This window comes from Kitasatospora sp. NPDC056273 (assembly GCF_042268845.1).
Classification (GTDB): domain Bacteria; phylum Actinomycetota; class Actinomycetes; order Streptomycetales; family Streptomycetaceae; genus Kitasatospora.
This window is the reverse complement of sequence record NZ_JBHJSJ010000014.1, coordinates 91,575-115,049: the sequence shown is the minus strand read 5'-3', so window position 1 is coordinate 115,049 and position 23,475 is coordinate 91,575. Positions and strand designations below refer to the sequence as shown.

Below are 23,475 nucleotides of genomic sequence, written 5' to 3'. Positions count from 1 at the left end.
ACCATCCCGCCGCCGGGCCGGTCGGCGGATCGGCCACCGGAACGGGAACCGGCTCGGACGTTGGCCCTAGCTAGATCGTTCGGAGGTCCTGGGGCCCGGGACCGGCGTCATCGGCCCAGCCCTGCGGATCGGTCCAGGCGGTCAGTGTGCGACGGGTCTCGAAGCGGCGCTCCCGGCCGGTCAGCGGATCGGTGAACTCGATCGTCGAGGCGAGCAGTTGCAGCGGGCGGCGGAAGTCGTCGGGGGCCGGCTCGGGCAGCACGACCGGGTAGACCGGGTCGCCGAGGATCGGCAGCCCGAGGCCGCACATGTGCAGCCGCAGCTGGTGGGTGCGCCCGCTCAGCGGCCGCAGCCGGTAGCGGGCGAGGCCGTCGCGGCGCTCCAGCAGGTCGATCCGGCTCTCGCTGTTCGGCGGCGCGTCGATCTCCTGGGCGGCGATCACCCCGCGCTCCTTGACGATGTGGCTGCGCACGGTGCGCGGCAGGCTCAGCTCCGGGTCGTACCCGGCGACGGCCTGGTACTCCTTGCGCACCAGGCGGTCCCGGAACAGCGTCTGGTAGGCGCCGCGGTCCTCCGGGCGGACGACGAACATGGCCAGGCCCGCGGTGAGCCGGTCCAGGCGGTGCGCGGGGCTGAGCGCGGGCAGGTCGAGGGCGTGCCGCAGCCGGGACAGCGCCGTCTCGGTGACGTGCCGGCCGCGCGGGGTGGTGGCCAGGAAGTGCGGCTTGTCGACCACCACCAGGCGCTCGTCGCGGTGCAGCACGACCAGCTCGAACGGGACGCGCACCTCCTCGGGGAGGTCCCGGTAGAACCACAGGTGGGCGCCGGGGCGAAACGGCTCCGCCGAGGCGATCGGGCCCTGCTCGCCGACGATCTCGCCGTCCCGCAGCGCGGCGTCGATCCGCTCGGCCGGGACGGCGGGCAGCCGGTCCACCAGGTGGTCCCGCACGGTCGGCCAGGGGCCTTCGAGCGGCAGCCGGAGGTGGACCGGGTCCACACCGTGGCGCTGCGGGAGGGGGGAGGCCGGGCGGCGGCTCTTGCGTCTCATCTCCCGGCCCAGCCTAGTGCGCGCCGGCGCGCGCCCCTCGGCCGAGGTGCTGACCCGGGGCCGGGCAGGGAAAGTGGACCGGAGGCCCTCGTGACGCCGGGGGCCTCCGACCGTCCGCCGACCGGGCCGACCAGCCGCCCCACCGGCCGAACCGAACCGAGCAACCGACCGATCCGCCGGACCGACCGGCCGGCACCACTGGAGGACGCGTGACCGCCGACTGCCCGGACGGGGTGCCGCCGCTGCACCTGCCGAGGCGGACCCGGCTGCTGCTCTACGGCTCGCTCCTGCTGCTGGTCGCCGCCGTGGTGGCCGCGCTGGCCATCGGGCCCGGGACCACCCTGGCGCCGCTGCTCGCGGTGGCCCCGGTGCTGGCCGGTGCGACCACCCGGCGGGCCCGGGTGCCGCTGCTGGTCGGCGCGGCGGCGGTGGTCGCCGTCGGCCTGCTGGAGTCGGCCAACGCGCAGCTGCCGCTCTCGGTCCGGATCAGCGTGCCGGTCACCGTCCTGGCCTCGACCCTGGCCAGCGCGGCCAGCGTCGTCCTGGTGGCGGCCCGCGAGCGGGAGCTGTTCCAGGTCCGGACGGTGGCCGAGGCGGCCCAGCGGGCCCTGCTGCGCCCGCCGCCGGAGCGGATCGGGCCGCTGCGCCTGGCGGTGCGGTACGTGGCGGCGGCCGCCGAGGCCCGGATCGGTGGGGACCTGTACGCCGTGGTGGAGACCCGCTTCGGGCTGCGCATCCTGCTCGGGGACGTCCAGGGGCACGGCCTCCCGGCGGTGGAGACGGCGGCGGACGTCCTCGGGGTGTTCCGGGAGGCCGCGCGGACCGAGCCGGACCCCGGGCGGCTCGCCGAACGGCTGGACGCGGCGCTGGCCGCCCGGCCCTCGGAGGAGGGGCGGTTCGCCACCGCGCTGCTGCTCGACGTGGCGCCGGACCGGGGGCCGGTGCGGCTGGTGAACTGCGGCCACCCGCCCCCGCTGCTGCGCCGCGCGGGCCGGGTGAGCGAGCTGGAGCCCCCGTTCCCGGCGCCGCCGCTGGGGCTGCTCGGGCTCACCGACGACAGCTACCCGGACCGGCGGTTCGACCCGGAGCCCGGCGACCTGCTGCTCCTGCACACCGACGGCGTGTCGGAGGCCCGGGACGCCGCGGGCCGGTTCTACCCGATCGCGGAGCGGCTGCCCGGACTGCACGGCGGCACCCCGGCGGACCTGCTGGACGCCGTGCTGACGGACGTCGGCGGCTGGGTCGGGGACGCCGGGCTGGCCGACGACGCGGCGGTGCTGGCGATCCGCTGGGAGCCGTGACCGGGCCGCGCCGACGGCTCGGGAGGACGGTCCGGAAAGCGGTCCGGAGAGCCGTCCGGAGAACTGCCCGGCCGCGATTGTCAGTGGTGTGTGCAAGGCTCGGTCCACGGTCGGCGGGGAGCCGGCCGCAGGGTGGTCGCGGATCGACGAGGGGACGGTGCCATGGGGAGCGGGAGCAGGGCGAGCGGGTCTTTCGAGGTCACGGCGTTCGAGCCGGTGGAGACGGAGGAGCGGGAGGGCGCGGCGTTCGGGCGGGTCCGGATCGCCAAGACCTTCACGGGCGGGCTGAGCGGGGAGAGCGAGGTGCGGATGCTCTCCGTCGCGGGCCCCTCCGGCAGCCCGGCCTCGTACGTCGCGGTGGAGCACGTGACGGGTGAACTGGACGGGCGCAAGGGCTCGTTCGTGCTCCAGCACGCGGCCTGGGACAGCACCGGCACGACGATACGGGTGGTGCCGGGCACGGGCACGGGCGAGCTGGCCGGGATCACCGGCGAGTTCCACCTGACCGTCGACGGGTCCGGCACCCACACCTACGTCCTGGAGTACGGGCTGGGCTGACGCCGGCCGCGGCGCGCGCGGCCGGCGGCCCCGGTCCGTCAGAGGATGGGCTGGGTCGCCTCCAGCCGCTGGATCGCGGTCCGGACCGCGGTCGCGTAGGCCCAGAACAGCGGCAGGGTGTTGGCCGCCCGCTCGGTGCGGGTGTTCTTGCCCGGGGCGAACATCGCGGCCCGCAGCTCGGTGGTCATCTCCAGCTGGGCGCCCATGCCGAGCAGGCTGCGGTTGCAGATGTTCTCCGGGGAGATGCCCGCGATCTCCTCCTCGCCGGAGGCGGTCACGGCCCGGATGCCCGCGGCCGCGAACTCCTCCATCAGGTACTGGCGGAAGGTGGGGTTCAGGCCGCCGACCAGCACGGCCTGGGCGCCGGCCTCCAGTCCGGCCTGGGCGGCGGTGCAGCCGTGCAGCGACAGCACGTTGCGGCTGCCGACGCACATCGCGCGGGCCACTCCGTCGTCGCAGTGGGTCGAGGTGACGTGCAGCTCGCTGTTGTTGGAGGAGCGCAGGCCCTCGAACATCCAGAAGTCGTGCGTCGGCCCGGCGGCCGGGGCCGGGGCGAGGTCGGCCGGGTGGTAGCCGGCGATGGCCAGGCACAGTTCGGAGGTGCCGCCCTCGATGCCGCCGCCGTGCGGGGCGATGACGGTGGTCCGGACGAACGGCGTACGGCCCTGCGGGCTCTGGTCGTCGACCAGGTGCCGGCGGTAGCGGCGGCCGTAGTCCACGCCCTCGACCACGGTCGGGTTGGCGTAGAGGGCCGTGTTGGAGGGGTACAGGTCGGCGGCGGCGCTCGCGGGGGTGCTGCCCACGGCGGCGCCGAGGGTGCTGAGGGCCGGGGCCGCGGCGAACGCGGCGATCAGGGTACGACGGTTAATCACGGTCACGGATCATGACAGGAGGTGGGGGATCGGAAAAGTACCGGCAAGGCTTTGGCCAAGTCGACGCCATGTCACGACGGGACCGGCCCGGTCGTGCGACACCGGCCCGGGCGGAGGCGTGCCGCATCCGCCCGGGCACGGGCAGCGCTGTCACGATGATGCGATCAGTGCACGATCGGCATCGGAGGGTGGCGCATGCCCGACACGGCGGTGGATCGTACGACGGCAGTGGTCGTGGAGGCGCGGACGGTCGAGCAGGTGGTCGGCCGGCTGCGGGAGATCGGGGCGGGGCTGCCCCCGGCCGACGGGGTGGGGGTGTTCAACCGGCTCTACCTCACCGTGACGGAGGCGGTCCGCGACCGGCTGGACGGCGGGCGCTTCGCCGACCCGTCGGCGGTGGCCGAGCTGGACGTGGTGTTCGCCGGGCGGTACCTGCGGGCCGTGGCCGCCGACGCGGCCGGGCAGGAGCCGCCCGCCTGCTGGCGGCCGCTGTTCGCGCTGCGCGCCCACCCGGGGGTGCACCCGCTGCAGTTCGCGCTGGCCGGGATGGCCGCCCACATCCAGCACGACCTGCCGCTGGCCGTCGTGGACACCTGCCGCCGCCGGGGCTGCGAGCCGTCCGACGTCGAGCCGGACTACCACCGGATCGACCGGGTGCTGGCCGAGGTGGAGACGGCCGTCCGGGAGCAGCTGATGCCCGGACCCGACCTGCTGGAGCGCGCCGAGCCGCTCACCCACCTGCTCGGCGCCTGGTCGGTCGGGGCCGCCCGCGAGGGCGCCTGGGGCACCGTCGAGGCGCTCTGGGAGCTGCGGCACCTGCCGGGCGCCGCCCGGGCCCTCGCCACGGCGCTGGACGGTTCGGTCGGGCTGCTCGGCCGCGTCCTGCTGCTCCCGCTCGGGCCGGGCGGGAGGCAGGGCGGGAGGCAGGGCGGCGGACCGGAGGACGGGCGCGATACCGGAGCGGCCGGCGCCCCGAACCGCGGCCAGGCCCCCGGGCACCGCACCCCCGTAACGGCCCCCGCGACACCCCCCGCGACGGCCGCGGCCGCCCGGCTCCCCGAGGCGAGGAACCGGACGGCCGACGGTGCGGGCCCCGACGCGGCGGGCCCGGCAGGCACAACAGGCGCAGCTGGCGCCGGAGCCGGTCAGGCCCAGCTGGAGTGCAGCGGCTTGCCCTCGGCGTAGCCGGCCGCGCTCTGGATGCCCACGATCGCCTTCTCCTGGAACTCCTCCAGGCTGCCGGCGCCCGCGTAGGTGCAGGAGCTGCGGACGCCCGCGATGATCGAGTCGATCAGGTCCTCGACGCCGGGGCGGGTCGGGTCGAGGAACATCCGGGAGTGCGAGATGCCCTCCTCGAACAGCGCCTTGCGGGCCCGGTCGTACGAGGAGTCCTGGGCGGTGCGGTTGCTGACGGCGCGGGCCGAGGCCATGCCGAAGCTCTCCTTGTACTGGCGCCCGTCGGCGGCGGTCTGGAGGTCGCCCGGGGACTCGTAGGTCCCGGCGAACCAGGAGCCGATCATCACGTTGGAGGCGCCGGCGGCCAGCGCCATCGCGACGTCGCGCGGGTGGCGCACGCCGCCGTCGGCCCAGACGTGCTTGCCGAGCCGGCGGGCCTCGGCGGCGCACTCCAGGACGGCGGAGAACTGCGGCCGGCCGACGCCGGTCATCATCCGGGTGGTGCACATGGCGCCGGGGCCGACGCCGACCTTGAGGATGTCGGCGCCCGCCTCGACGAGGTCGCGGACACCGGCGGCGGAGACCACGTTGCCGGCCACGATCGGGACCCGCGGGTCCAGGCCGCGCACCGCGCGCAGCGCGCTGATCATGGACTCCTGGTGGCCGTGCGCGGTGTCGACCACCAGCACGTCGGCACCGGCCTCGATCAGCGCCGCGGCCTTGCCCGCGACGTCGCCGTTGATGCCGACGGTGGCGGCGATCCGCAGCTTGCCGGCCTCGTCCACGGCCGGGGTGTACAGGGTGGCGCGCAGCGCGCCCTTGCGGGTGAGGATGCCGACCAGTCGGCCCTCGCCGTCCACGACGGGGGCGAGCTTGCGGTGCGCCTCGGTGAGCTTCTCGAAGGCGGTCCGCGGGTCGATGCCCTCGTCCAGCAGCAGCAGTTCGCGGGACATGATGTCGGCCAGGCTGGTGAAGCGGTCCACGCCCTGGCAGTCGGACTCGGTGACCACGCCGACGGGCTTGCCGTCCTCGACCACCACGAGGGCGCCGTGCGCGCGCTTGGGCAGCAGCGAGAGCGCCTCGGCCACGGTGGCGCCGGGGGCGAGCGTGATCGGGGTGTCGAACACCAGGTGGCGCTGCTTGACCCAGGAGACGACCTCGGCGATGACCTCGGTGGGGATGTCCTGCGGGATGGCGACCAGGCCGCCGCGGCGGGCGACGGTCTCGGCCATCCGGCGGCCGGCGATGGCGGTCATGTTGGCCACGACCAGCGGGATGGTGGTGCCGGTGCCGTCGTTCGAGGAGAGGTCGACGCCCTGCCGGGAGCCCACGGCGGAACGGCTGGGGACCATGAAGACGTCGTCGTACGTCAGGTCGTACGAGGGCTTGAGGTCGTTCAGGAAGCGCATGAAGGAGGGCTCTCTGGCTGGGGGGATACACCTCGGGTGCGGTTGCGGCGATGCCGCCGGAGCGCACTCGGGCGCCCGGCACCCAGCGTTCGATTCTCCGTGAGGGTGGGGGCAAAAGCCAGTTCGACGGGCATTGCTGGGGCTGCGTACAAACCGTGATCAATACTCCGCGCGTAGACATGGAGGATCATCCAAAGACCCCCTCCGACGTCGGCTTTTCGCCCCGGTCCGGACCGCTCCCGTAGCATTCACGCGGTAAGGGGCTTGGCTTCACGCGTGTGGGCGTGGCGAATCGGGAAAGCGGCAGCAGGCGTGAGCATCGGTCAGACGGACATCGACCAGACGGACCTCCGACAGGCGGGCATCGAGCAGACGGGCACCGGGCGGACGGACCTCGGCCAGGACCCGGTCGAGGGCGCCGAGGAGGAGATCGACTTCGGTCCCGGCCTCGACCCCGAGCGGCTGCGGCTCTGCCTGGAGGTGCTGGCCGAGCTCGACGAGCTGCACGTGGACCACCCGGACGCGATCACCGTCCGCAAGGCCGTCGGCGGCATATTCCGCACCCTCAAGCAGCGCCGCCGCCAGGAGACCCGGGCCCGCAAGACCGCCAACGACCGCGAGGTCACCGCCCGTACCGCCACCGGTGCGCCCACCCGGATCGACGACGAGACGGCCGGCGCCTTCGGCCTGACCACCGTCACCACCACCGAGATCGCGGGCATCCTGGAGCGTCCGCGCTCCTGCTACACCTGCAAGCAGCGGTACATCGAGGTCGACGCCTTCTACCACAACCTCTGCCAGGACTGCGCGGTCAAGAACCGCTCCCGCCGGGACGCCCGCGCCGACCTCACCGGCAAGCGCGCGCTGCTCACCGGCGGCCGGGCCAAGATCGGGATGTACATCGCGCTGATGCTGCTGCGCGACGGCGCCCACACCACCATCACCACCCGCTTCCCCAACGACGCGATCCGCCGCTTCACGGCGATGCCGGACAGCGCCGAGTGGATCCACCGCCTCAAGATCATCGGCATCGACCTGCGCGACCCGGCCCAGGTGATGGCCCTGGCCGACGAGGTCGCCGCCGACGGCCCGCTGGACATCCTGATCAACAACGCCGCGCAGACCGTGCGCCGCCCGCCGGAGTCCTACCGCGAGCTGGTCAACGCCGAGTCCGCCCCGCTGCCGGCCGGCGAGCTGCCCCAGGCCACCACCATCGGCCGCTTCGGCAGCGGCAGCGTCGACCTGCCCGCCCTCCCCCACCAGGCGGGCGGCGACACGCAGCGGATCACCGCCGAGGACGTCACCTCGCTCGCCCTGGTCACCGGCTCCGCGACGCCCGACCGGATCGCGGCCGGCACCGCGATCGACGCCGGCGGCCTGGTGCCCGACCTCGCGGACACCAACAGCTGGGTGCAGACCGTCAGCGAGGTCGGCCCGATGGAGCTGCTGGAGGTCCAGCTCTGCAACTCCACCGCGCCGTTCATCCTGATCAGCCGGCTGCGCCCGGCGATGGCCGCCTCCGCGTCCCGCCGCAAGTACGTGGTCAACGTCTCCGCGATGGAGGGCGTCTTCTCGCGCGGCTACAAGGGCGCCGGCCACCCGCACACCAACATGGCCAAGGCCGCGCTCAACATGCTCACCCGCACCAGCGCGCAGGAGATGTTCGAGTCCGACGGCATCCTGATGACCGCCGTCGACACCGGCTGGATTACCGACGAGCGGCCGCACCCGGACAAGATGCGCCTCGCCGACGAGGGCTTCCACGCCCCGCTCGACCTGGTCGACGGCGCGGCCCGGGTGTACGACCCGATCGTGCGCGGCGAGGCGGGCGAGGACCTGTACGGCTGCTTCCTCAAGGACTACGACCGCTCCAACTGGTAACCAGCCGAAGGGGATGGCGAGTTGAGCACCGCACCGTCCGGGCCGACCGGACCGACCGCGCCCACCGGACCCGCCGGGCCGGCCGCGCCCGCCGCGCCGGTCCCGCCGACCGCGCCGCTGCTCGGCGCCGGGGTCATCGTGCCCACCGGCGACGGCCGGGTGCTGATCGGCCGCCGGACCACGGCCGGCGAACCGCCGACCTGGAGCCTGCCCGGCGGCAAGGTCGACCTCGGCGAGTCCTTCGAGCGGACCGCGGCCCGCGAACTCGCCGAGGAGACCGGCATCGTGCTGCCCGCCGAGGAGATGCGGGTGCTCGCCGTCCACCTCGACCACGAGCTCGGCCGGCCCCGGCTGACGGCCGCCGTGCTGGCGCCGCCGAGCCTGGCCGAGGCCGTGGTCACCGAGCCGCACGCGTGCGGCGGCTGGGAGCGCGTCCCGGTGGACGCGCTGCCCGAGCCGATGTTCTACCCGTCCGCGCTGGTGCTCGGCAGCTGGCTGCCGCGGCTGTCCCCGCGGCTGCTGGCCGGAACGCACGGCTACCCCGTCGCCCGCTGGAACGGGTGACGGGGCAGCCGACCGCCTGACGGCGCTCAGCCGTTGCGGGCCGCCTCCGGTCCGGTGATCCGCTTCAGCAGCGGCAGCGTCGAGGCGATGATCCCGAGCGAGGCGGCCAGCCCGAAACCGGTCAGCCCGTAGTACGCCGGGCCCGGGGACACCAGGTCGTAGTCCTTCTGCGCCTTGAGGAACATCGCCGCCGCGGCGAAGCCCGTCCCGATCGCGAGCGCCGAGACCACCAGCAGCGGCAGCGCGCTCTCCAGTCCGACCACCCTGCGCAGCAGCCGCAGCGGTGCGCCTGTCAGCCGCAGCATCGCGAACGGCCGCCGGCGGTCGGACAGTCCGGCCACCACGCTCACCGCGAGGCTGCACCCGGCGATCGGCAGGGTGGTCAGCAGCACCACGTTCGCCAGCTGCCGCCAGCCCTGGAGCTTCTTCTGCCCGGCGGAGGACCAGTCCTCGGCCAGCCTCGCCTCGTAGTGCGGGAACTCCTTCATGAACAGGGTCCGCAGCTGTTCCTTGGCCGCCTTGGAGCCGTCGGTGGTCGCGTAGAGCATCCGCACCGGGAGCCCGGCCGCCTCGGCCGCGGAGACCGGTGCGGCCGGCCACTCGCGGTCGGAGGCGTCCACCAGGCCGACCAGCTGGTAGGGGTCGACGGCCGCGACGGCGGCGCCGGGAGCGCAGTGGCCGACCACGGGGATCTGCGCGAGGTCCGCGCAGCTCACCAGGCCGGGCACGATGCCCCGCCCGCTCCGCTGGCCCGTACCGGCCGGGTCCTCGTGCACCAGGGCGATCCCCTGGAACCCGGGGACGGCCCGCGCCCGGGCCAGCACGCGATCGGACACCGACGGCAGCAGGGCCGCGTCGTTCCGGTTGCCGAAGGGGGCGTCCACGATCGCCTTGCGCACCTCGGGGGCGCCGTTGAGCATGCCCTGGTTCGCGTTGATGGTGCTCATGATGGCCAGGGTCGCGGTGGTCACGAACAGCGCCAGCACCACGCCGGCGACCGACCGGAAGCCCGCCCCCGGGTCGTCCGCCAGGCGGCGCATCGCGATCAGGGCGGCCGGACGGCGGGTGCGCCGGGCCACCGCCCGGGCCGCGGCCATGGTCAGCCACGGCCCCGAGACCACCAGCCCGAGCATCACCAGCACGAAACCGGTCAGGTAGGCCGTGGACTGCCCGTCGGTGGTCTCCGGGCGGTTGCCCACGAAGTAGCCGAGTTCGGCGAGGCCGGCCACCAGCGGTGCCAGCCGCCAGGCGCTCGGCGGCTTCGGGGTGACCCTGCGGGAGACCCCGAGCGGCGAGACGGTGACCCGGCGCAGCGCGAGCCGGGCGGCGAGCGCGGCCGCCACCGGCACGCCCAGCACCACCCCGGCCGCCTGCGGCAGGGTCAGGCTCAGGTCGGAGGCGAAGAAGCGGTCGCCGGTGAACGGCACGTCGGCCACCACCGGTTTCAGCGCGGCGAACAGGCCGAAGCCGAGGGCCGTACCGATCACCGCGGCCAGGGTGGACTCCACCGCCGAGATCACCGACACCTGGCCGGGCGTCGCGCCCACCAGGCGGATCGCGGCGTAGCGCTGCTCCCGGGTGGCGGCGGAGAGCCGGGTCGCGGTGCCGATGAAGACCAGCACCGGGAAGATCAGCGCGGCGGCGACCACGGTGAGCACCAGGACCATCGCGTCGCCGTGCACGCCCGCGCCGTAGCAGTCGTACTCGCAGTCGTGGGGCAGGACGGTGGCGAGGCTGGTGACGGTGGTGGCCCTCGGCAGGGCCTTGACCTCGTCCGCGGTGCGGCCGACGACCAGCGCCAGGGTGTCCGGGGAGGGCAGCCCGTCCTCGCCGAGGGTGCCGACCTGCCGTCCGGGGAAGCGGTCGCCCAGTTCGACGGCCGGGGTGTCGCGCAGCAGCTTCTCCAGCGCGGGCGAGGCGTAGTACTCGCCGGGCCCGGGCAGCCGGCTCAGGCCGGGCGGCAGCGGCGAGGCGGGACCGGTCGGGGCGACATCGGCCCGGAAGACGGTCCTCCCCCGGTAGTAGTCCATCCGGGCGCCCCACCAGAGCGGGTCCGCCGAGGTGGCCGCGGTCGCGCCCTTGACGCCCGTGTTCATCCAGAGCTGCCGCTCGTTGGCCCGGTCGATCGCGCTCACGCCGGCGAAGGTCGAGAGCAGCAGCCCCACGCCGACCGCGACCGCCGCCGCGATCATCAGCAGCCGGGCCACCGCCTCCCGGCCGCCGCTGACGGCCAGCCGGAGCGAGAAGGCGATCACGGGGCCACCGTTCCGGCGCCGGCCGAGAGCGTCCGGGCCCGGCCGTCGCGGACGACCGCCTCGCGGTCCGCGTACGCGGCGACCCGGGCCTCGTGGGTGACCAGGATGACGGTGGTGCCCTGCTCCTTGGCGGAGACGACCATCAGCTCCATCACCTGCTCGCCGGTCAGCGAGTCCAGCGCGCCGGTCGGCTCGTCGGCGAACAGCACCCGCGGCCGGGCCACCAGGCCGCGGGCCAGCGCGACCCGCTGTGCCTGACCGCCCGACAACTCGCCGGAGCGGCGCTGCTCCATGCCGTCCAGGCCGAGCCGGGCGAACCAGGGACGGGCCTGGGCCAGCGCGGCGGAGCGGCGCACGCCGTTCAGCAGCAGCGGCAGCGCGACGTTCTCCTCGGCCGTCAACTCCGGCACCAGCTGGCCGAACTGGAAGACGAAGCCGAACCTGTCCCGGCGCAGGGCGCTGCGCCGGGCCTCCGGCATGGTGTCCAGGCGCTGCCCGTCGAACAGCACCTCCCCCGCGTCGGGCACCAGGATGCCGGCCAGGCAGTGCAGTAACGTCGACTTGCCGGAGCCGCTGGGGCCCATGATGGCGAGCACCTCGCCGGCCTGGACGGACAGGCTGGCCCCGCGCAGGGCGGGGGTCTCCCCGAAGGCGAGGGCGATGTCCCGGGCCTCGATCACGGCGGTCACGCGTTCACCTCCGCGGCGAGCGCGTCCAGGCGGGCGGCGGTGAGGTCGATCCAGCGCAGGTCGGCCTCCAGGTGGAACAGGCCGTGGTCGGCGAGCAGGGCGTCCACCAGGGCTCCGGTGCGGCGCAGTTCGGTGAGCTCGCGCATCCGGCGCAGGTGGGCGGCGCGCTGGGTGTCCAGGTAGTGCTCGGCGTCCCGGCCCAGCATCAGGGCCAGCACCACCTTGGTGAACAGCACGGACTGGAGGTTGGGCTCGGGCGCGACCGGCTCCTGGAGCCAGGTCTCGAACTCGGTCGCCCCGGTCTCGGTGATGACGTACCGCTTGCGCTCGGGCCCGTCGCCGGGCTCCGCCTCGCCGGCCACCACCTTGCCGTCGCGGGCCAGCCGGCCGAGGGTCGAGTAGACCTGGCCGTACGGAAGGGGCTTGCCGCGGCCGAAGAGGGCGTCGTAGTCGCGCTTGAGGTCGTAGCCGTGGCTCGGCTCTCGCTCCAGCAGCCCCAGAAGGGTCAAAGGAACACTCATGGGGGAAACATACACCCGGCGTATACCCCGAGTGTATATCTGGGCAGAATATGGCCCCGACCTGGGACATCGTCAGTTCATCGGCGAGGAAAGGGCGGAGAACGGGCCGGAGCCGGACACGGCACAGGCAGGGGGTGGCCCCACGACCACCCCCTGCCCCGTACCTCGGCCCGGCGCCCCCACGGCCGACCGGGCCACGGCCGCGCCCAAGCACCGGGAGGACGCCGCCACACCCCAGCCTGCCCGGACCGGGTGCGGATGCCGAGGGCCGAACGTCCCGGCCACTGGGCCGACCGGCCCTGACCGGCAGGTACCGGCGGTCCTCCGAACGCGCACGACTCTTGTGCGCGGGGGGCCGCCGGGTGGACATTGGGGCGTAACCGCCCAGCGTCCCCGCGCCCCTGAGGAGCCCTCACCGTGTCCAGCACTCCCCGTCCGGCCCTGCCCGCGTCGCTCCCGCGGCGCACCGGCCGGCGGCTGCGGCGGGCACTCGGTGCCCGGCACGAGCCGCTCGCCCGCCCCCTCGACCGCTCCCGCGCCCGCGCCTGGCTGTCCGCCGTGCTCGGCGCGGTGCTCGCCCTCGCCCTGTGCGCGGGCGGCTCGCTGCTCCTCTACCGCGCCACCGCGCACCGGGCCGACGCCGACCGCGGGCGGCTGCAGCAGGTCGACGCCGTGGTCGGCGGCGTCCCGGACCGCACCACCGCCACCGGCAGCCGCTTCGCCGGCGGCTACAGCAACCAGGTGGACGTCGACGCGGACTGGACCGCCCCCGACGGCAGCCCGCGCCACGGCACCGTCCAGGCCCCGCACTCCGCCGTCACCGGCAGCCGGATCCCCGTCTGGGTCGACGCGGCCGGGACCGTCTCCGTCGCCCCGGCCGACCGGGTGGCCCTCGCCGTCTCCGCCGCCTGCACCGGCGCCGGCGCCCTCCTCGTCCTGCTGGCCCTGCTCGCCCTCGCCCTCCGCCTGCGCCTCCAGGCGCTCGACCGCCGGGCGGAGGCCGCCTGGAGCACCGAGTGGGAGCGCCTCGAACCCCTCTGGAGCGGCCGCGCCGGGCACCGCAGCGAGGACTGAGCCGGTCACCCCGGCCGGTCGCCGGAGGTCGAGGCCGCCCGGAACGCCGTCCGGGCCGAGGGCCACCGGCCGGCAGCCCGAAACCCCCTGGGGAGAGCGGGGGTTCGACACCGTCCGTGCCGGGCGCCGGTCGCGGGCGGGCGGCGGATCACCGGACGCCCGGTCAGCGCGGGTGGGTCCAGGCGGGGGCGGGGACGGCCCTGGCGGCGCGGTGGGTGAGGGCCGCGACGGCGAGGAGCAGCGCGAGGGCCAGGGCCAGGGCCAGCGGGATGTCGGCGTGAAGGACCAGGAGGGCGCCGAGGAGGGCGCCGGCGAACATCCAGACGGCGGAGGCCAGCCGGCGGGGGCCGGTGCGGTCGGCGGCGAGGGCGGTGATGGTCATGGTCAGCACGGTGGTGGTGAGGTCGGGGACCTTCAGGGCGCGGACCACCGCGTTCTGGCCGCCCATGGCGAAGCCGAGCAGCCCGATCAGGGTGTAGCGGGCCGGCTCGGAGGTGTGGCCGGCCACGGCCGCCAGCACGGTGGCCGCCGCGACCAGCGCCGACTGGACGGCGACGGCGGCGGTCAGCAGGTGCCCGCGGTGGCCGGGCAGGCGGCGGGCGAGGTGGCCGCCGGCCAGGGCGCCGAGCAGGAAGGCGGCGAGGGCGGCCAGCGAGGCGGTGGCGGAGAGGTTGGCCGCGCCGGCCAGGGCGAAGCCGAGGAACACCACGTTGCCGGTCATGTTGGCGACGAAGACGTGGCCGAGTTCGAGGTAGCTGACCGCGTCCACCACTCCGGTGACCACGGTCAGCACCAGCAGCATCGGCACCAGCGGCCCGTGCTCGGGATCGGGGGTCTGCATCCTGCCTCCAGTCGGTTCGGGCGGGGGTTCGGGTGACCCGGTCCGGGTGACGCGGTCCGGTGACACGGTCCGGCGACGCGGTCCGGGTGGTGACGGTACGTCCGCGCCGCCCGTCAGGCGAGCGCCGGGTTGCCGGGGTCCTCCGGCTCGTCCTCCAGGTGCCAGTGCAGGTCGCGTACGCCGGGCTCCAAGGACAGCCGGGTGACGACCTGTTCGAGCGCCGGGGCGACCTGCCCGGTGATCGCGACGGTGGCCCGCAGGCTGGTGGCGTCGCCGTTGTCGGTGCGGCGGGCGCGCAGGCCGGTCGGGGAGAGCCCGGAGCCGGCGAGGGCCTGGAGCAGCAGGGCCCGGATGTGGGTCTCGGACTTGCGGTCGCATTCCAGGTGGACGGTGGCGCGGGTGGTGGAGTCGGGGTCGCTGCCGGCCTGCGGGGCCCGGTCGAGGAGTCGGCCGGCCGGGCGCAGGACCAGGTGGACGACGAGGACGGCGAGTGTGCCGAGGACGGCGAACCGCAGTTTGCCGGAGGCGGCGAGGACCCCGACGGCGGCCGAACACCACAGTGTGGCGGCGGTGTTGAGGCCGCGTACGCCGGCGCCGTCGCGCAGGATGACGCCGCCGCCGAGGAAGCCGATGCCGGAGACGACGTAGGAGGCGACCCGGGTGGGGCTGCCGGCGTCGCCGACGGCCTCGCTGTAGAGCACGAACAGGGTGGCGCCGGCGGCGACCAGGGCGTTGGTGCGCAGGCCGGCCATCCGGGCCCGCCACTGGCGTTCGACGCCGATCAGCGCGCCGCAGGCGACGCCGGTGGCGAGCCGTACCAGGAAGTCGACGGTGGTCAGGGTGTGCACGACGGCACCTCCTTCACGGGAGGAGGGGGACGGACGGTGGCACGCGGTCGATGCTCCCGGCAGGCCGGGCGACCTCGATGATGGCCATCGCCACGGTGGTCGGCGGGGAGGCGCGCAGGGCGCGGGGGCCGGCCGTGCGGTCGGCCCCGGACGATGTGACGGCGCGTCGGCGCATCGGGGGTCTCGGGCGCCTCCGGAGCCGTGAGCCGTCCCGAGCATAGACCGCCTCCGAACGACCGGGGCAGGGGTTTCCCGCTCTTCCTCGACAGCTTTGTAGAAGTTTGACCGAACCCGATCACCGCCGTCCGGGAACCGGCCCGCCTTGCGTCACGTCCTCCGACATATATAGTTCACCGACATATGCAGTTGAGCAGCTCACGAGGGGGAAGTGTGTCCCACACCGATCCGAACCGGCCCGCACCCGTCCTGCGCCTGGCCAACGTCACCCGCGTGCACGGGCGGGGCGCCGCCGAGGTGCACGCCCTGCGCGGCATCGACCTGGCCGTCCACCCGGGCGAGTTCGTCGCCGTCATGGGCCCGTCCGGCTCCGGGAAGTCCACCCTGCTGACCCTGGCCGGCGGGCTGGACCAGCCCAGCGACGGCGAGGTGCTGGTGGAGGGGGTCGCCCTCGGCGGCCTCGGCCGCGGCCGGCTCGCCGACCTCCGGCGGCGCTCGATCGGGTACGTGTTCCAGGACTACAACCTGATCCCGGCCCTGACCGCCGCCGAGAACATCGCGCTGCCGCGCGAACTCGACGGCGTCCCGGGCCGCCGGGCCCGCCGGGAGGCGCTGGCCGCACTGGAGGAGCTGGGCATCGGCGAGCTCGCCGACCGCTTCCCCGACGACATGTCCGGCGGCCAGCAGCAGCGCGTGGCCATCGCCCGCGCCCTGATCGGCGAGCGCCGGCTGGTGCTCGCCGACGAGCCGACCGGCGCCCTCGACTCGGCCACCGGCGAGGCGGTGCTCGCCGTGCTGCGCGCCCGCTGCGACGCCGGCGCCGCCGCGATGATGGTCACCCACGAGGCGGCCCACGCCAGTTGGGCGGACCGGGTGGTCCACCTGCGGGACGGCGCGGTCGCCTCGGAGGCCCCCGGCCGCCGCTCCTCCGCCCGCCTCGCCGCGGTGCACCCGTCCCGTGCGGTCGGCGAGGTGGCGCAGTGAGGCTCGGAGCCTGGCGGGTCGCCCTGCGCATCGCCCGCCGCGACGCGCTGCGCGCCAAGGGCCGCAGCGCGCTGATCGCCGCCATGATCGCGCTGCCCGTGCTCGGCGTCACCGGCGCCGACGTGGTCCACCGCAGCGGGCAGCTGACCCCGGCCGAACGGGTCGAGCGGGTGGTGGGCGGCGCGGACGCCCTGGTCACCTCGCTCGCCCCGGGCACACCGGTCGAGCAGGCCCCGATCGCCGAGGACGGTGCCTTCACCGTCCCGGCCCGCCCCGGCGACAAGCCGACGGCCGAGCAGGAGAAGGGCGCGAGCACCGACCCGGCCGCCCTGGTCGCCGCGCTGCTGCCGCCCGGCAGCGCGCTCACCCCGGCCCGGCCCGGGCCGGAGGCCGGCGCGGACTCGCCCGAGGGCCTGGTCCGTACCCTCACCACCGAGGCCGACCTCGGCGACCCGATCTGGCGCGGCCGGCTCGACCTGGTCGAGGGCCGCGCCCCGAGCGCCCCGCACGAAGTCGCCGTCACCCGGGCCTTCCTGGACCGCTCCGGGCTCAAGACCGGCGCCACCACCACCCTCCAGGGCCTGGAGCGCACCACCTACACCATCACCGGCGTGGTGGAGCACCCGAGCGAGCTGGGACGGGTCGAACTCGTCGCCCGGCCCGGCGAGTTGATCGAGCCGCTGAACACCGCGCTGGCGGCCGGCGGGCCCGTCGCGGAGAAGCCCTCGGCCACCCGGTCCGGCTGGCTGGTCCGGCTGCCGTCCGGGGCCTCCCTCGACTGGGCCGCCGTCCAGCGGTTCAATGCCCACGGCTACACCCTGACCGCGCGCTCGGTGGCGATCGCCCCGCCGCCCGAGCAGGCCGTCCCCTACTACCGCGACGCGTACCGCTACCACGACCCGACGGCCGCCAACAACACCAAGATGGTCGTCGCCGTCGTCAGCGGCATGGCGCTGCTGGAGATCGCGCTGCTCGCCGGGCCCGCCTTCGCGGTCGGCGCCCGCCGCTCGCGCCGCCAGCTCGCCCTGCTCGGCGCGGCCGGCGGGAGCCGGGCCCACGTCGGCGCGGTGGTGCTCGGCGGCGGCGTCGTCCTCGGCGCGACCGGGGCGGTGGTCGGCGTGGTGCTCGGCACCGCGGTGGTCGCCCTGCTGCGGCCGCGGATCGAGCAGTTCGGCGGCGTGCGCTTCGGCCACTTCGCCGTGCCGCCGCTGGACCTCCTCGCGATCGCCGGGATCGGCCTGTTCACCGCGCTGCTCGCCGCCGCGCTGCCCGCGCTGCAGGCCGCCCGGCGCAGCGTCACCGCCGGCCTGACCGGCCGGGACACCGTCCGTGCCCCCAGCCGGCTGGTCACCTTCGCCGGCCTGGGACTGCTCGTCCTCGGCGCCGTGCTCGCGATGTACGGCGCGGGCGCCGTGAAGCGCGACCAGCCGGGCGCGGGCGGCTACGACACCCGTACGCTCACCGTGCTCGGCGGCTCGGTGACCGCCGAGATCGGCCTGCTGCTGTGCACCCCGATGCTGGTCGCCCTGATCGGCCGGGCCGCCGGGCGGCTGCCGCTCGGCCCCCGGCTGGCGCTGCGCGACGCCGCCCGGCACCGCTCGCGCACCGCTCCGGCGGTGGCCGCGGTGATGGCCGCGGTGGCCGGCGCCGTCGCCATCGGCGTCTACTCCACCAGCACCGACGCCGAGGACCGGCGCGACTACCGGCCGCAGGCCCCGTACGGCGCCGTCCAGTTGATGACGTACGTCGACGGGCCCCGGCTCACCGAGGAGCGGGCCGAGCTGGAGAAGCAGCTGTCCGGGCTCGGCCCGCGCGGCGACCTCGGTCAGGTGGAGTACCGCTTCTGCGACAACTGCTCCAGCGTCGTCCAGCTCCAGGGCCCGCCGGAGCGCCGCGGCCTGGGCTCGCCGCCGCACATCGCCGCCGGTGACGTCACCGTGCTGCACAACCTGTTCGCCGTCCACGACCCGGCCGCCGAACAGGCGCTGGCCGCCGGTAAGTTGCTGGTCTTCGACCGGTCCCTGGTGGGCGCCGACGGCAAGGCCGTGATGGTCCTGCGCGGCGGGGGCGGCGCTCCGCTGCAGCCCGGCGAGGTGCCCAAGCCGGACGTCCAGGAGGTCCCGGTCGACGCGGTGCTGGTCGACAACCCGGCCGCCGCCGACTTCGCCCAGGGCCTGGCGCTGCCCTCCGCGCTGCCCGCACTCGGGCTCACGTCCCGGCCGTCCGGCTCGGTCTGGCTGCCCGCCACCCCGCCCGACCGCAAGGCCCAGCAGCGCGCCGCGGCGGCCGCCGTCCGGCTGGACCGCTTCGCCACCCTGGAGGTGGAGCGCGGCTACCAGCCCACGGGCGACGCGCTCAGCCTGGCGCTCACCGGCTTCGCCGCGCTGGTCGTGCTCGGCGCGGCCGGGATCGCCACCGGCCTGGCGGCCGCCGACTCCCGGCAGGACCAGGCCACCCTGGCCGCGGTCGGCGCGCCGCCGCGGATCCGGCGGAGCATGGCGGGCCTCCAGTGCACCCTGATCGCCCTGCTGGGCGCGCTGCTCGGGGCGGTCAACGGGTTCGTGCCGGCGGTGGGGCTGCTGAAGTCCCGGGCCAGCGGGTTCGGGGCCAAGCCGGCGCTGATCACCGCGCCCTGGGGCGAGCTGCTGCTGATCGTGCTGGTGCTGCCGGTGGTCGCGGGGCTGCTCGCGGCGCTGTTCACCCGCTCCCGCATCCCGCTCGGGCGGCGGCTGTCCTGACGGCCCCGTCGGCCTCGGACACGTCTTGCACACGTACCGACCACCGGCTGACACCGCTTGGGCACCACCCGGGCACCGACCGCTACGCGCCGGGCGTCCGTCCCCCTCACCCGGGGGCGGGCGCCCGGCGCTCGCCGTACCATGGGCCGCGATCCGGCGGGCCAAGGGCGTCGGCGTCCGGTTCGGCGAGGGAGCAGAGGGAGTAGAGGGCGGTGCTGCGGGGGTTCGGGGACCTGGAGGCCGAGATCATGGACCGGTTCTGGTCCTGGGACCGGCCCGCCACGGTGCGCGAGGTCGTCGACGACCTCCAGCGGGACCGGGCCGTCGCGTACACCACCGTCACCACGGTCGCGGACATCCTGCACACCAAGGGCTGGCTGCGCCGCGACAAGGTCGGCCGCGCCTGGGTGTACCGGCCGAGCTGCACCCGCGAGGAGTACACCGCCCGGCTGATGCACCGGGCGCTGGAGACCACACCCGACCGGGCGGGCGCGCTGCTCCACTTCGTCGACCGGATCAGCGGGGCGGAGGCCTCGGCCCTGCTCGCCGCCCTCGAACACGCGAGGTCCCGGGAGGCCGGGTAGTCCTCGCGCTCGGATCCGTCCCCGAACACGCCCCCGTGGGCCCGTCGGCGTGGGGGTGCCGACGGGCCCCGGGTGGGGGTGGGGGGTGGGGGTTCGTGGGATTTGCCGTGGCCTTGACCCGCGCGCCTGAACCGGCGCGCCCGGGCCCGCGTTGCCGGCGGCGCCTCGTCGTCAGCGGTGCCGCAGGTACGCCTCCGCCGTCCGGCGCAGCCGGTCGTGCAGCCCGTCGTAGGCGTGGGCCCGGCCGAGCAGGGTCTTCGGCAGCTTGGCGACCATCGTGTAGTTGGTGTCGCAGACGTTCGCCGCCGGGGCCAACCCGGCCTGGCTGACCAGCTGGTAGGCGTCCAGCTGGTCCAGGCCGAGCAGGTCGCCGGTCCAGCCGACCAGGTCGTGCTGGCTGATCCGGAACGCGTCCTCCAGCGGACGGGCGGAGCCGGTGCTGATCAGGAAGTCGTCGTTCTCCAGCCGGGGCCAGGCCGGTCCCCCGCCCTTGACCAGGTCGACGATCACGGTGGTGCGCATCGCCGCCTCCACCGCCGTGCCGCACACCTCGCCCTCGCCCTGGCGGGCGTGGCCGTCACCGATGGCGAGCAGGCCGCCCTCGACGTTGACCCGGAAGTAGGCGGTGGTGCCGGCCCGCATCTCGGGGGTGTCCAGGTTGCCGCCGTGCGCGCCCGGGGTGATCGAGGCCAGCACCTCGCCGGCCGCCGGGGCGACACCGACCGTGCCGTGCATCGGGTCGAGCGGCAGGTCCACCGTGAACCCGCTGTTGCGGGCCCGGAACCGGCAGACGCCCGCCTTGGCGTCCAGCTCGTAGACCCAGACCCGCTCCTCCAGCGGCGCGTGCAGCATCGCGGTGGTGTGGGTCGCGGTCAGCGCGCCGAAGTGCGGGAAGGTGCTGGAGACGCCGTACTCCCGGGCCGGGGTGATCTCCGCGAAGTGCACCGCGAGGACGTCCCCGGGCTCGGCGCCCGCCACCGCGATCGGGCCGGTGACCGGGTTGAGGTAGGGGAAGACGCACACCTGGCTGGGCAGGTCCCCGGTGCCGCGCACCTTGCCGCCGAAGCAGTCCTCGGTGGTCAACTCGACGACGGTGCCCGGCTGGACGGTGACCAGCGGGGCGCGGCCGCCGAAGGTGTAGGCGTAGTCCTCCGGGGTCGGGGACAGCCGGACGGTCTCGGGCAGGCTCACTGCTTCTCCTCGGCGGGGGTGCTGTTCATGGCGGTGCTGTTCGCGGCAGTGGTGTTCGTGGCGGTGGTGTTCGTGGCGGTGGCGTTCGCGGCAGTGGCACCGGTGGCCGCGGCCTCAGCATCGGCCTCGGTCTCGGCGACGGCCAGCCGGGGCCTGCGCCCGGTCGCCACCAGCCCGGCGAGCACGATCCCGCCGACGAGCAGCCAGACGAACCCGAGCCGCTGGGCGGCGATGTTGGCGTTGACCACCACGTACGCGAGGATCGCGAAGCCGAGCGCCGGGGCGATCAGGTGCCGCCAGTAGTCCTTGCTGCGCTTGCGGACCAGGTAGTGGACGACCACGGCGACGTGCAGGACCAGGAAGGTGGACAGCGCACCGAAGTTGACCAGGGTGCTCAGCAGGGTGATGCCGTCCTCGCGCGAGGCCGTGTAGAGGCCGAGCACCAGCGAGATCCCGGCGGTCAGCAGGGTCGCGTTGACCGGCACCCGGCGGGTGGGGTGGATCCGGGCCAGGAAGGCGGGCAGCTGGCGGTCGCGGGCCATCGCGTACAGCAGCCGGGAGGTGGCCGCCTGGGCGACCAGCGAGTTGGCGAAGCCCCAGGCCACGGCGGTGGAGGCGGCGGTCAGTGTGGCGAGCCAGCCGCCGGCGGCGGTGCGGGCCGCGTCGTAGAAGGCGGTGCCGTTCGGATCGCCGTCCCGGATCAGCGCGTCGGGGTCGGCGACCAGCAGCGAGGCGACCCAGGTCTGCACGATGAACAGTGTGCCCGCGAGCAGCAGCGCGGCGACCATGGACCGGCCGATGGCCTTGGCGGAGTCCCGGTTCTCCTCCGAGAGGGTGGAGATGCCGTCGAAGCCCAGGAAGCTGAGCACCGCGATCGAGACCGCCCCGAAGGCCAGGCTCCACGAGAAGGTGTGCCCGTTGTACAGCGGTGTGAAGTCGAAGCCCCGGCCCTTGCCGTTGGCCAGGGCGATCACGCCGACCACCACGAACAGGGCCAGCACGACGAGTTCGCCGATCAGCATCGCCTTGTTGACCCGGTTGGTGGTCTCGATGCCCAGGTAGTTGACCACGGTGTTGAGCAGCACGAAGCCGATCAGCCAGAGCCAGACCGGGATCGACGGCACCAGCGAGTTCATCGCGACACCGGCGATCAGGTACAGCAGCCCGGGCACCAGCACGTAGTCGAGCAGGATCATCCAGCCGGACAGGAAGCCGACCGGGGCGGCGATGCCGCGGCCCGCGTAGGTGTAGACCGAGCCGGCCATCGGGAAGGCCCGGGACATCTGGGCGTACGACAGGGCGGTGAACATCATCGCCACCATGCCGAGGACGTAGGCCAGGGCGACCATGCCGCCGGAGCCCTGGAAGACGCCGCCGAAGATGCCGAACGGTGCGATCGGCACCATGAACACCAGCCCGTAGACGAGCAGGTCGGTGAAGCCGAGCGAACGGCGCAGTTCCTGCTGATAGCCGTAGCTCTCGATGCCCTGGGGTGCGGGTGTGTCGGCCATGGTGCTCTCTCTCCGTGACGACCCTGCGAGGGGTGTGGGGAGACTGTAGAGGGAACTATTTCCAGATGGAAGGGTTTCGTTCCGACATTCCACCTGACGAGAACGGAGTGCCCGGAGCCGGCTTGACCTACCGGGGCAGGACGGCGAAGCCGAGGCCCTCGGCGCGGGCGAGGTGGATCGGCGCCCGGCCCGCGGCCCCGCCGTGCAGCAGCCGGCCCGCGGCCGCCAGCAGGCCGTCCGGGGCCAGGGCCCGACGGGCCGCCAGATCGGCGAGCAGGCGCAGGCCCTCGTACAGGCCCACCGCGTAGGCGTCCAGGACCGGCGCCCACGGACCGCACAGGGCCCGGTGCCGCTCGGCGAGGCTCTGCCGGCGCTCCTCGGCCAGCGTTGCGAAGGAGGGCATCGCCGCGTACAGCGTCCCGGTGTCGTCGCCGCCGAGCGCGAGCAGGCCGTTCTCCTCCAGGGAGCCGGAGAGCCGCACCAGCCCGCGGTCCAGCCCGCTGCGCCGCAGCGCCCGGTTGAACTGCACCAGGTCGCGCCCGATCAGACTGAGCAGCAGGGCGTCCGCGCGGGCCGAACGCAGCGCGTCCAGCAGCGGGTCGAGCGCCTCCTCGACCGCCCCGAAGGGGACCCGCCGCTCCAGCACCACCCGGGCGCCGGCCCGCGCCGCGAGTCCCTCGGCGGCCCGGTGGACGGAGCGCGGCCAGATGTAGTCGTTGCCGATCAGCGCCCACCGGCCGATCCCGTGACGATCCGTCAACTCCTGGATCGCCGGGCCGAATTGGCGGGACGGGTCGATGCCGGTGCAGAGCACGCCGGGCAGCCGGGAGCCGCCCTCGTGCGGCGGGGTGAAGACGTACGCGAGACGGCCCGCGGCAACGGTCTCGACCGCCCGGTGCACATCGCTGGTGTGGCACCCGGCGAGCGCGTCCAGCGCCCCGGCGTCCAGCAGGCGCCGCACCTCCCCGGCGACCGGGCCCGGCGCGCCGCCGCCGTCCACCAGCACCAGCTCCAGCGGGCGGCCGAGGACCCCGCCGCCCGCGTTGACCTCGTGCGCGGCGAGCAGCGCGCCGTCCAGCGCGGACGGGCCGGTGAGCCCGAGCGGGCCGGACTGCGGCACGACGAGGCCCACCCGGAACGCCGCCCCGTCCCGAGCCGAGTGCAGCGCATCGAGCGGATCGATCACCCTCACCTCGATGCTCACGGTGCGAGTATCGTCGTACCGCCGATATCGGGGAAGGCCGGAACGGGAG

Annotated in this window: 20 protein-coding genes; 9 read left to right on the top strand and 11 right to left on the bottom strand. The window is 75.0% G+C overall.

What is annotated here, in order from left to right; all coding sequences use genetic code 11:
• Positions 1–70: 70 nt before the first annotated feature.
• Complete coding sequence (locus ACFCY1_RS15460) at positions 71–1,048, bottom strand: pseudouridine synthase (protein ID WP_375874872.1); 978 nt, start codon at positions 1,046–1,048, stop codon at positions 71–73.
• 209 nt (positions 1,049–1,257) lie between these two features.
• Here ACFCY1_RS15460 and ACFCY1_RS15455 point away from each other — a divergent pair, with 209 nt between their 5' ends.
• Both ACFCY1_RS15455 and ACFCY1_RS15450 read left to right on the top strand, forming a co-directional pair.
• A complete protein-coding gene (locus ACFCY1_RS15455) occupies positions 1,258–2,349 on the top strand; it encodes a PP2C family protein-serine/threonine phosphatase (RefSeq protein WP_375874871.1) in 1,092 nt (363 codons plus the stop codon).
• Between the two features lie 162 nt (positions 2,350–2,511).
• Complete coding sequence (locus tag ACFCY1_RS15450) at positions 2,512–2,907, top strand: DUF3224 domain-containing protein (protein ID WP_375874870.1); 396 nt, start codon at positions 2,512–2,514, stop codon at positions 2,905–2,907.
• Positions 2,908–2,945: 38 nt separating this feature from the next.
• Here ACFCY1_RS15450 and ACFCY1_RS15445 read toward each other — a convergent pair whose 3' ends face one another.
• Positions 2,946–3,785: a poly-gamma-glutamate hydrolase family protein gene (locus ACFCY1_RS15445; protein ID WP_375874869.1), complete on the bottom strand. Its 840-nt coding sequence runs from the start codon at positions 3,783–3,785 to the stop codon at positions 2,946–2,948.
• 189 nt (positions 3,786–3,974) lie between these two features.
• On the opposite strand from ACFCY1_RS15445, the gene ACFCY1_RS15440 reads away from it, so the two are divergent.
• Positions 3,975–4,964: a DUF5995 family protein gene (locus ACFCY1_RS15440; protein WP_375874868.1), complete on the top strand. Its 990-nt coding sequence runs from the start codon at positions 3,975–3,977 to the stop codon at positions 4,962–4,964.
• On the opposite strand, the gene ACFCY1_RS15435 is transcribed toward ACFCY1_RS15440, so the two are convergent.
• Positions 4,925–6,364: a GuaB1 family IMP dehydrogenase-related protein gene (locus ACFCY1_RS15435; protein WP_049656920.1), complete on the bottom strand. Its 1,440-nt coding sequence runs from the start codon at positions 6,362–6,364 to the stop codon at positions 4,925–4,927. The two genes, ACFCY1_RS15440 and ACFCY1_RS15435, sit on opposite strands and share 40 nt — an antisense overlap.
• 429 nt (positions 6,365–6,793) lie before the next feature.
• Here ACFCY1_RS15435 and ACFCY1_RS15430 point away from each other — a divergent pair, with 429 nt between their 5' ends.
• Entirely contained in the window at positions 6,794–8,245 is a 1,452-nt protein-coding gene (locus tag ACFCY1_RS15430; protein WP_074002653.1) for an SDR family NAD(P)-dependent oxidoreductase, read from the top strand.
• 21 nt (positions 8,246–8,266) lie between these two features.
• Entirely contained in the window at positions 8,267–8,809 is a 543-nt protein-coding gene (locus tag ACFCY1_RS15425) for an NUDIX hydrolase (RefSeq protein ID WP_079272129.1), read from the top strand.
• Positions 8,810–8,835: 26 nt separating this feature from the next.
• On the opposite strand, the gene ACFCY1_RS15420 is transcribed toward ACFCY1_RS15425, so the two are convergent.
• The 3 genes from ACFCY1_RS15420 to ACFCY1_RS15410 are packed head-to-tail and all read right to left on the bottom strand — an operon-like array spanning position 8,836 to position 12,274.
• Positions 8,836–11,064: an FtsX-like permease family protein gene (locus ACFCY1_RS15420; RefSeq protein WP_375874867.1), complete on the bottom strand. Its 2,229-nt coding sequence runs from the start codon at positions 11,062–11,064 to the stop codon at positions 8,836–8,838.
• Complete coding sequence (locus tag ACFCY1_RS15415; protein ID WP_375874866.1) at positions 11,061–11,753, bottom strand: ABC transporter ATP-binding protein; 693 nt, start codon at positions 11,751–11,753, stop codon at positions 11,061–11,063. Before ACFCY1_RS15415 ends, ACFCY1_RS15420 begins: the two co-directional genes overlap by 4 nt.
• The gene (locus tag ACFCY1_RS15410; protein WP_049656925.1) at positions 11,750–12,274 is read right to left on the bottom strand and encodes a PadR family transcriptional regulator; all 525 of its coding nucleotides are present in this window, start codon (positions 12,272–12,274) and stop codon (positions 11,750–11,752) included. The genes ACFCY1_RS15415 and ACFCY1_RS15410 overlap by 4 nt, the downstream gene beginning before the upstream one ends.
• Before the next feature lie 417 nt (positions 12,275–12,691).
• Here ACFCY1_RS15410 and ACFCY1_RS15405 point away from each other — a divergent pair, with 417 nt between their 5' ends.
• Positions 12,692–13,348: a hypothetical protein gene (locus ACFCY1_RS15405; protein ID WP_375874865.1), complete on the top strand. Its 657-nt coding sequence runs from the start codon at positions 12,692–12,694 to the stop codon at positions 13,346–13,348.
• A 163-nt stretch (positions 13,349–13,511) separates the two neighbouring features.
• On the opposite strand, the gene ACFCY1_RS15400 is transcribed toward ACFCY1_RS15405, so the two are convergent.
• Positions 13,512–14,189, bottom strand: a complete 678-nt coding sequence (locus tag ACFCY1_RS15400) for a YoaK family protein (RefSeq protein ID WP_375874864.1) — start codon at positions 14,187–14,189, stop codon at positions 13,512–13,514.
• Between the two features lie 113 nt (positions 14,190–14,302).
• Complete coding sequence (locus tag ACFCY1_RS15395) at positions 14,303–15,037, bottom strand: MgtC/SapB family protein (RefSeq protein ID WP_375874863.1); 735 nt, start codon at positions 15,035–15,037, stop codon at positions 14,303–14,305.
• A 360-nt stretch (positions 15,038–15,397) separates the two neighbouring features.
• On the opposite strand from ACFCY1_RS15395, the gene ACFCY1_RS15390 reads away from it, so the two are divergent.
• The 3 genes from ACFCY1_RS15390 (at position 15,398) to ACFCY1_RS15380 (ending at position 19,520) form a co-directional block, all read left to right on the top strand.
• Complete coding sequence (locus ACFCY1_RS15390) at positions 15,398–16,198, top strand: ABC transporter ATP-binding protein (protein WP_375874862.1); 801 nt, start codon at positions 15,398–15,400, stop codon at positions 16,196–16,198.
• Positions 16,195–18,936 (top strand): FtsX-like permease family protein, encoded by a 2,742-nt coding sequence (locus ACFCY1_RS15385; protein WP_375874861.1) that lies wholly within the window; start codon positions 16,195–16,197, stop codon positions 18,934–18,936. Before ACFCY1_RS15390 ends, ACFCY1_RS15385 begins: the two co-directional genes overlap by 4 nt.
• Before the next feature lie 215 nt (positions 18,937–19,151).
• Positions 19,152–19,520, top strand: a complete 369-nt coding sequence (locus ACFCY1_RS15380) for a BlaI/MecI/CopY family transcriptional regulator (RefSeq protein ID WP_049650008.1) — start codon at positions 19,152–19,154, stop codon at positions 19,518–19,520.
• A gap of 171 nt (positions 19,521–19,691) precedes the next feature.
• Here ACFCY1_RS15380 and ACFCY1_RS15375 read toward each other — a convergent pair whose 3' ends face one another.
• From ACFCY1_RS15375 to ACFCY1_RS15365, 3 genes are all read right to left on the bottom strand, one after another.
• Complete coding sequence (locus ACFCY1_RS15375; protein ID WP_375874860.1) at positions 19,692–20,711, bottom strand: acetamidase/formamidase family protein; 1,020 nt, start codon at positions 20,709–20,711, stop codon at positions 19,692–19,694.
• The gene (locus ACFCY1_RS15370; protein ID WP_375874859.1) at positions 20,708–22,222 is read right to left on the bottom strand and encodes an APC family permease; all 1,515 of its coding nucleotides are present in this window, start codon (positions 22,220–22,222) and stop codon (positions 20,708–20,710) included. The genes ACFCY1_RS15375 and ACFCY1_RS15370 overlap by 4 nt, the downstream gene beginning before the upstream one ends.
• A gap of 127 nt (positions 22,223–22,349) precedes the next feature.
• Positions 22,350–23,426, bottom strand: coding sequence for an ABC transporter substrate-binding protein (locus ACFCY1_RS15365; protein ID WP_375874858.1), 1,077 nt, complete (start codon positions 23,424–23,426; stop codon positions 22,350–22,352).
• Positions 23,427–23,475 lie beyond the last annotated feature (49 nt).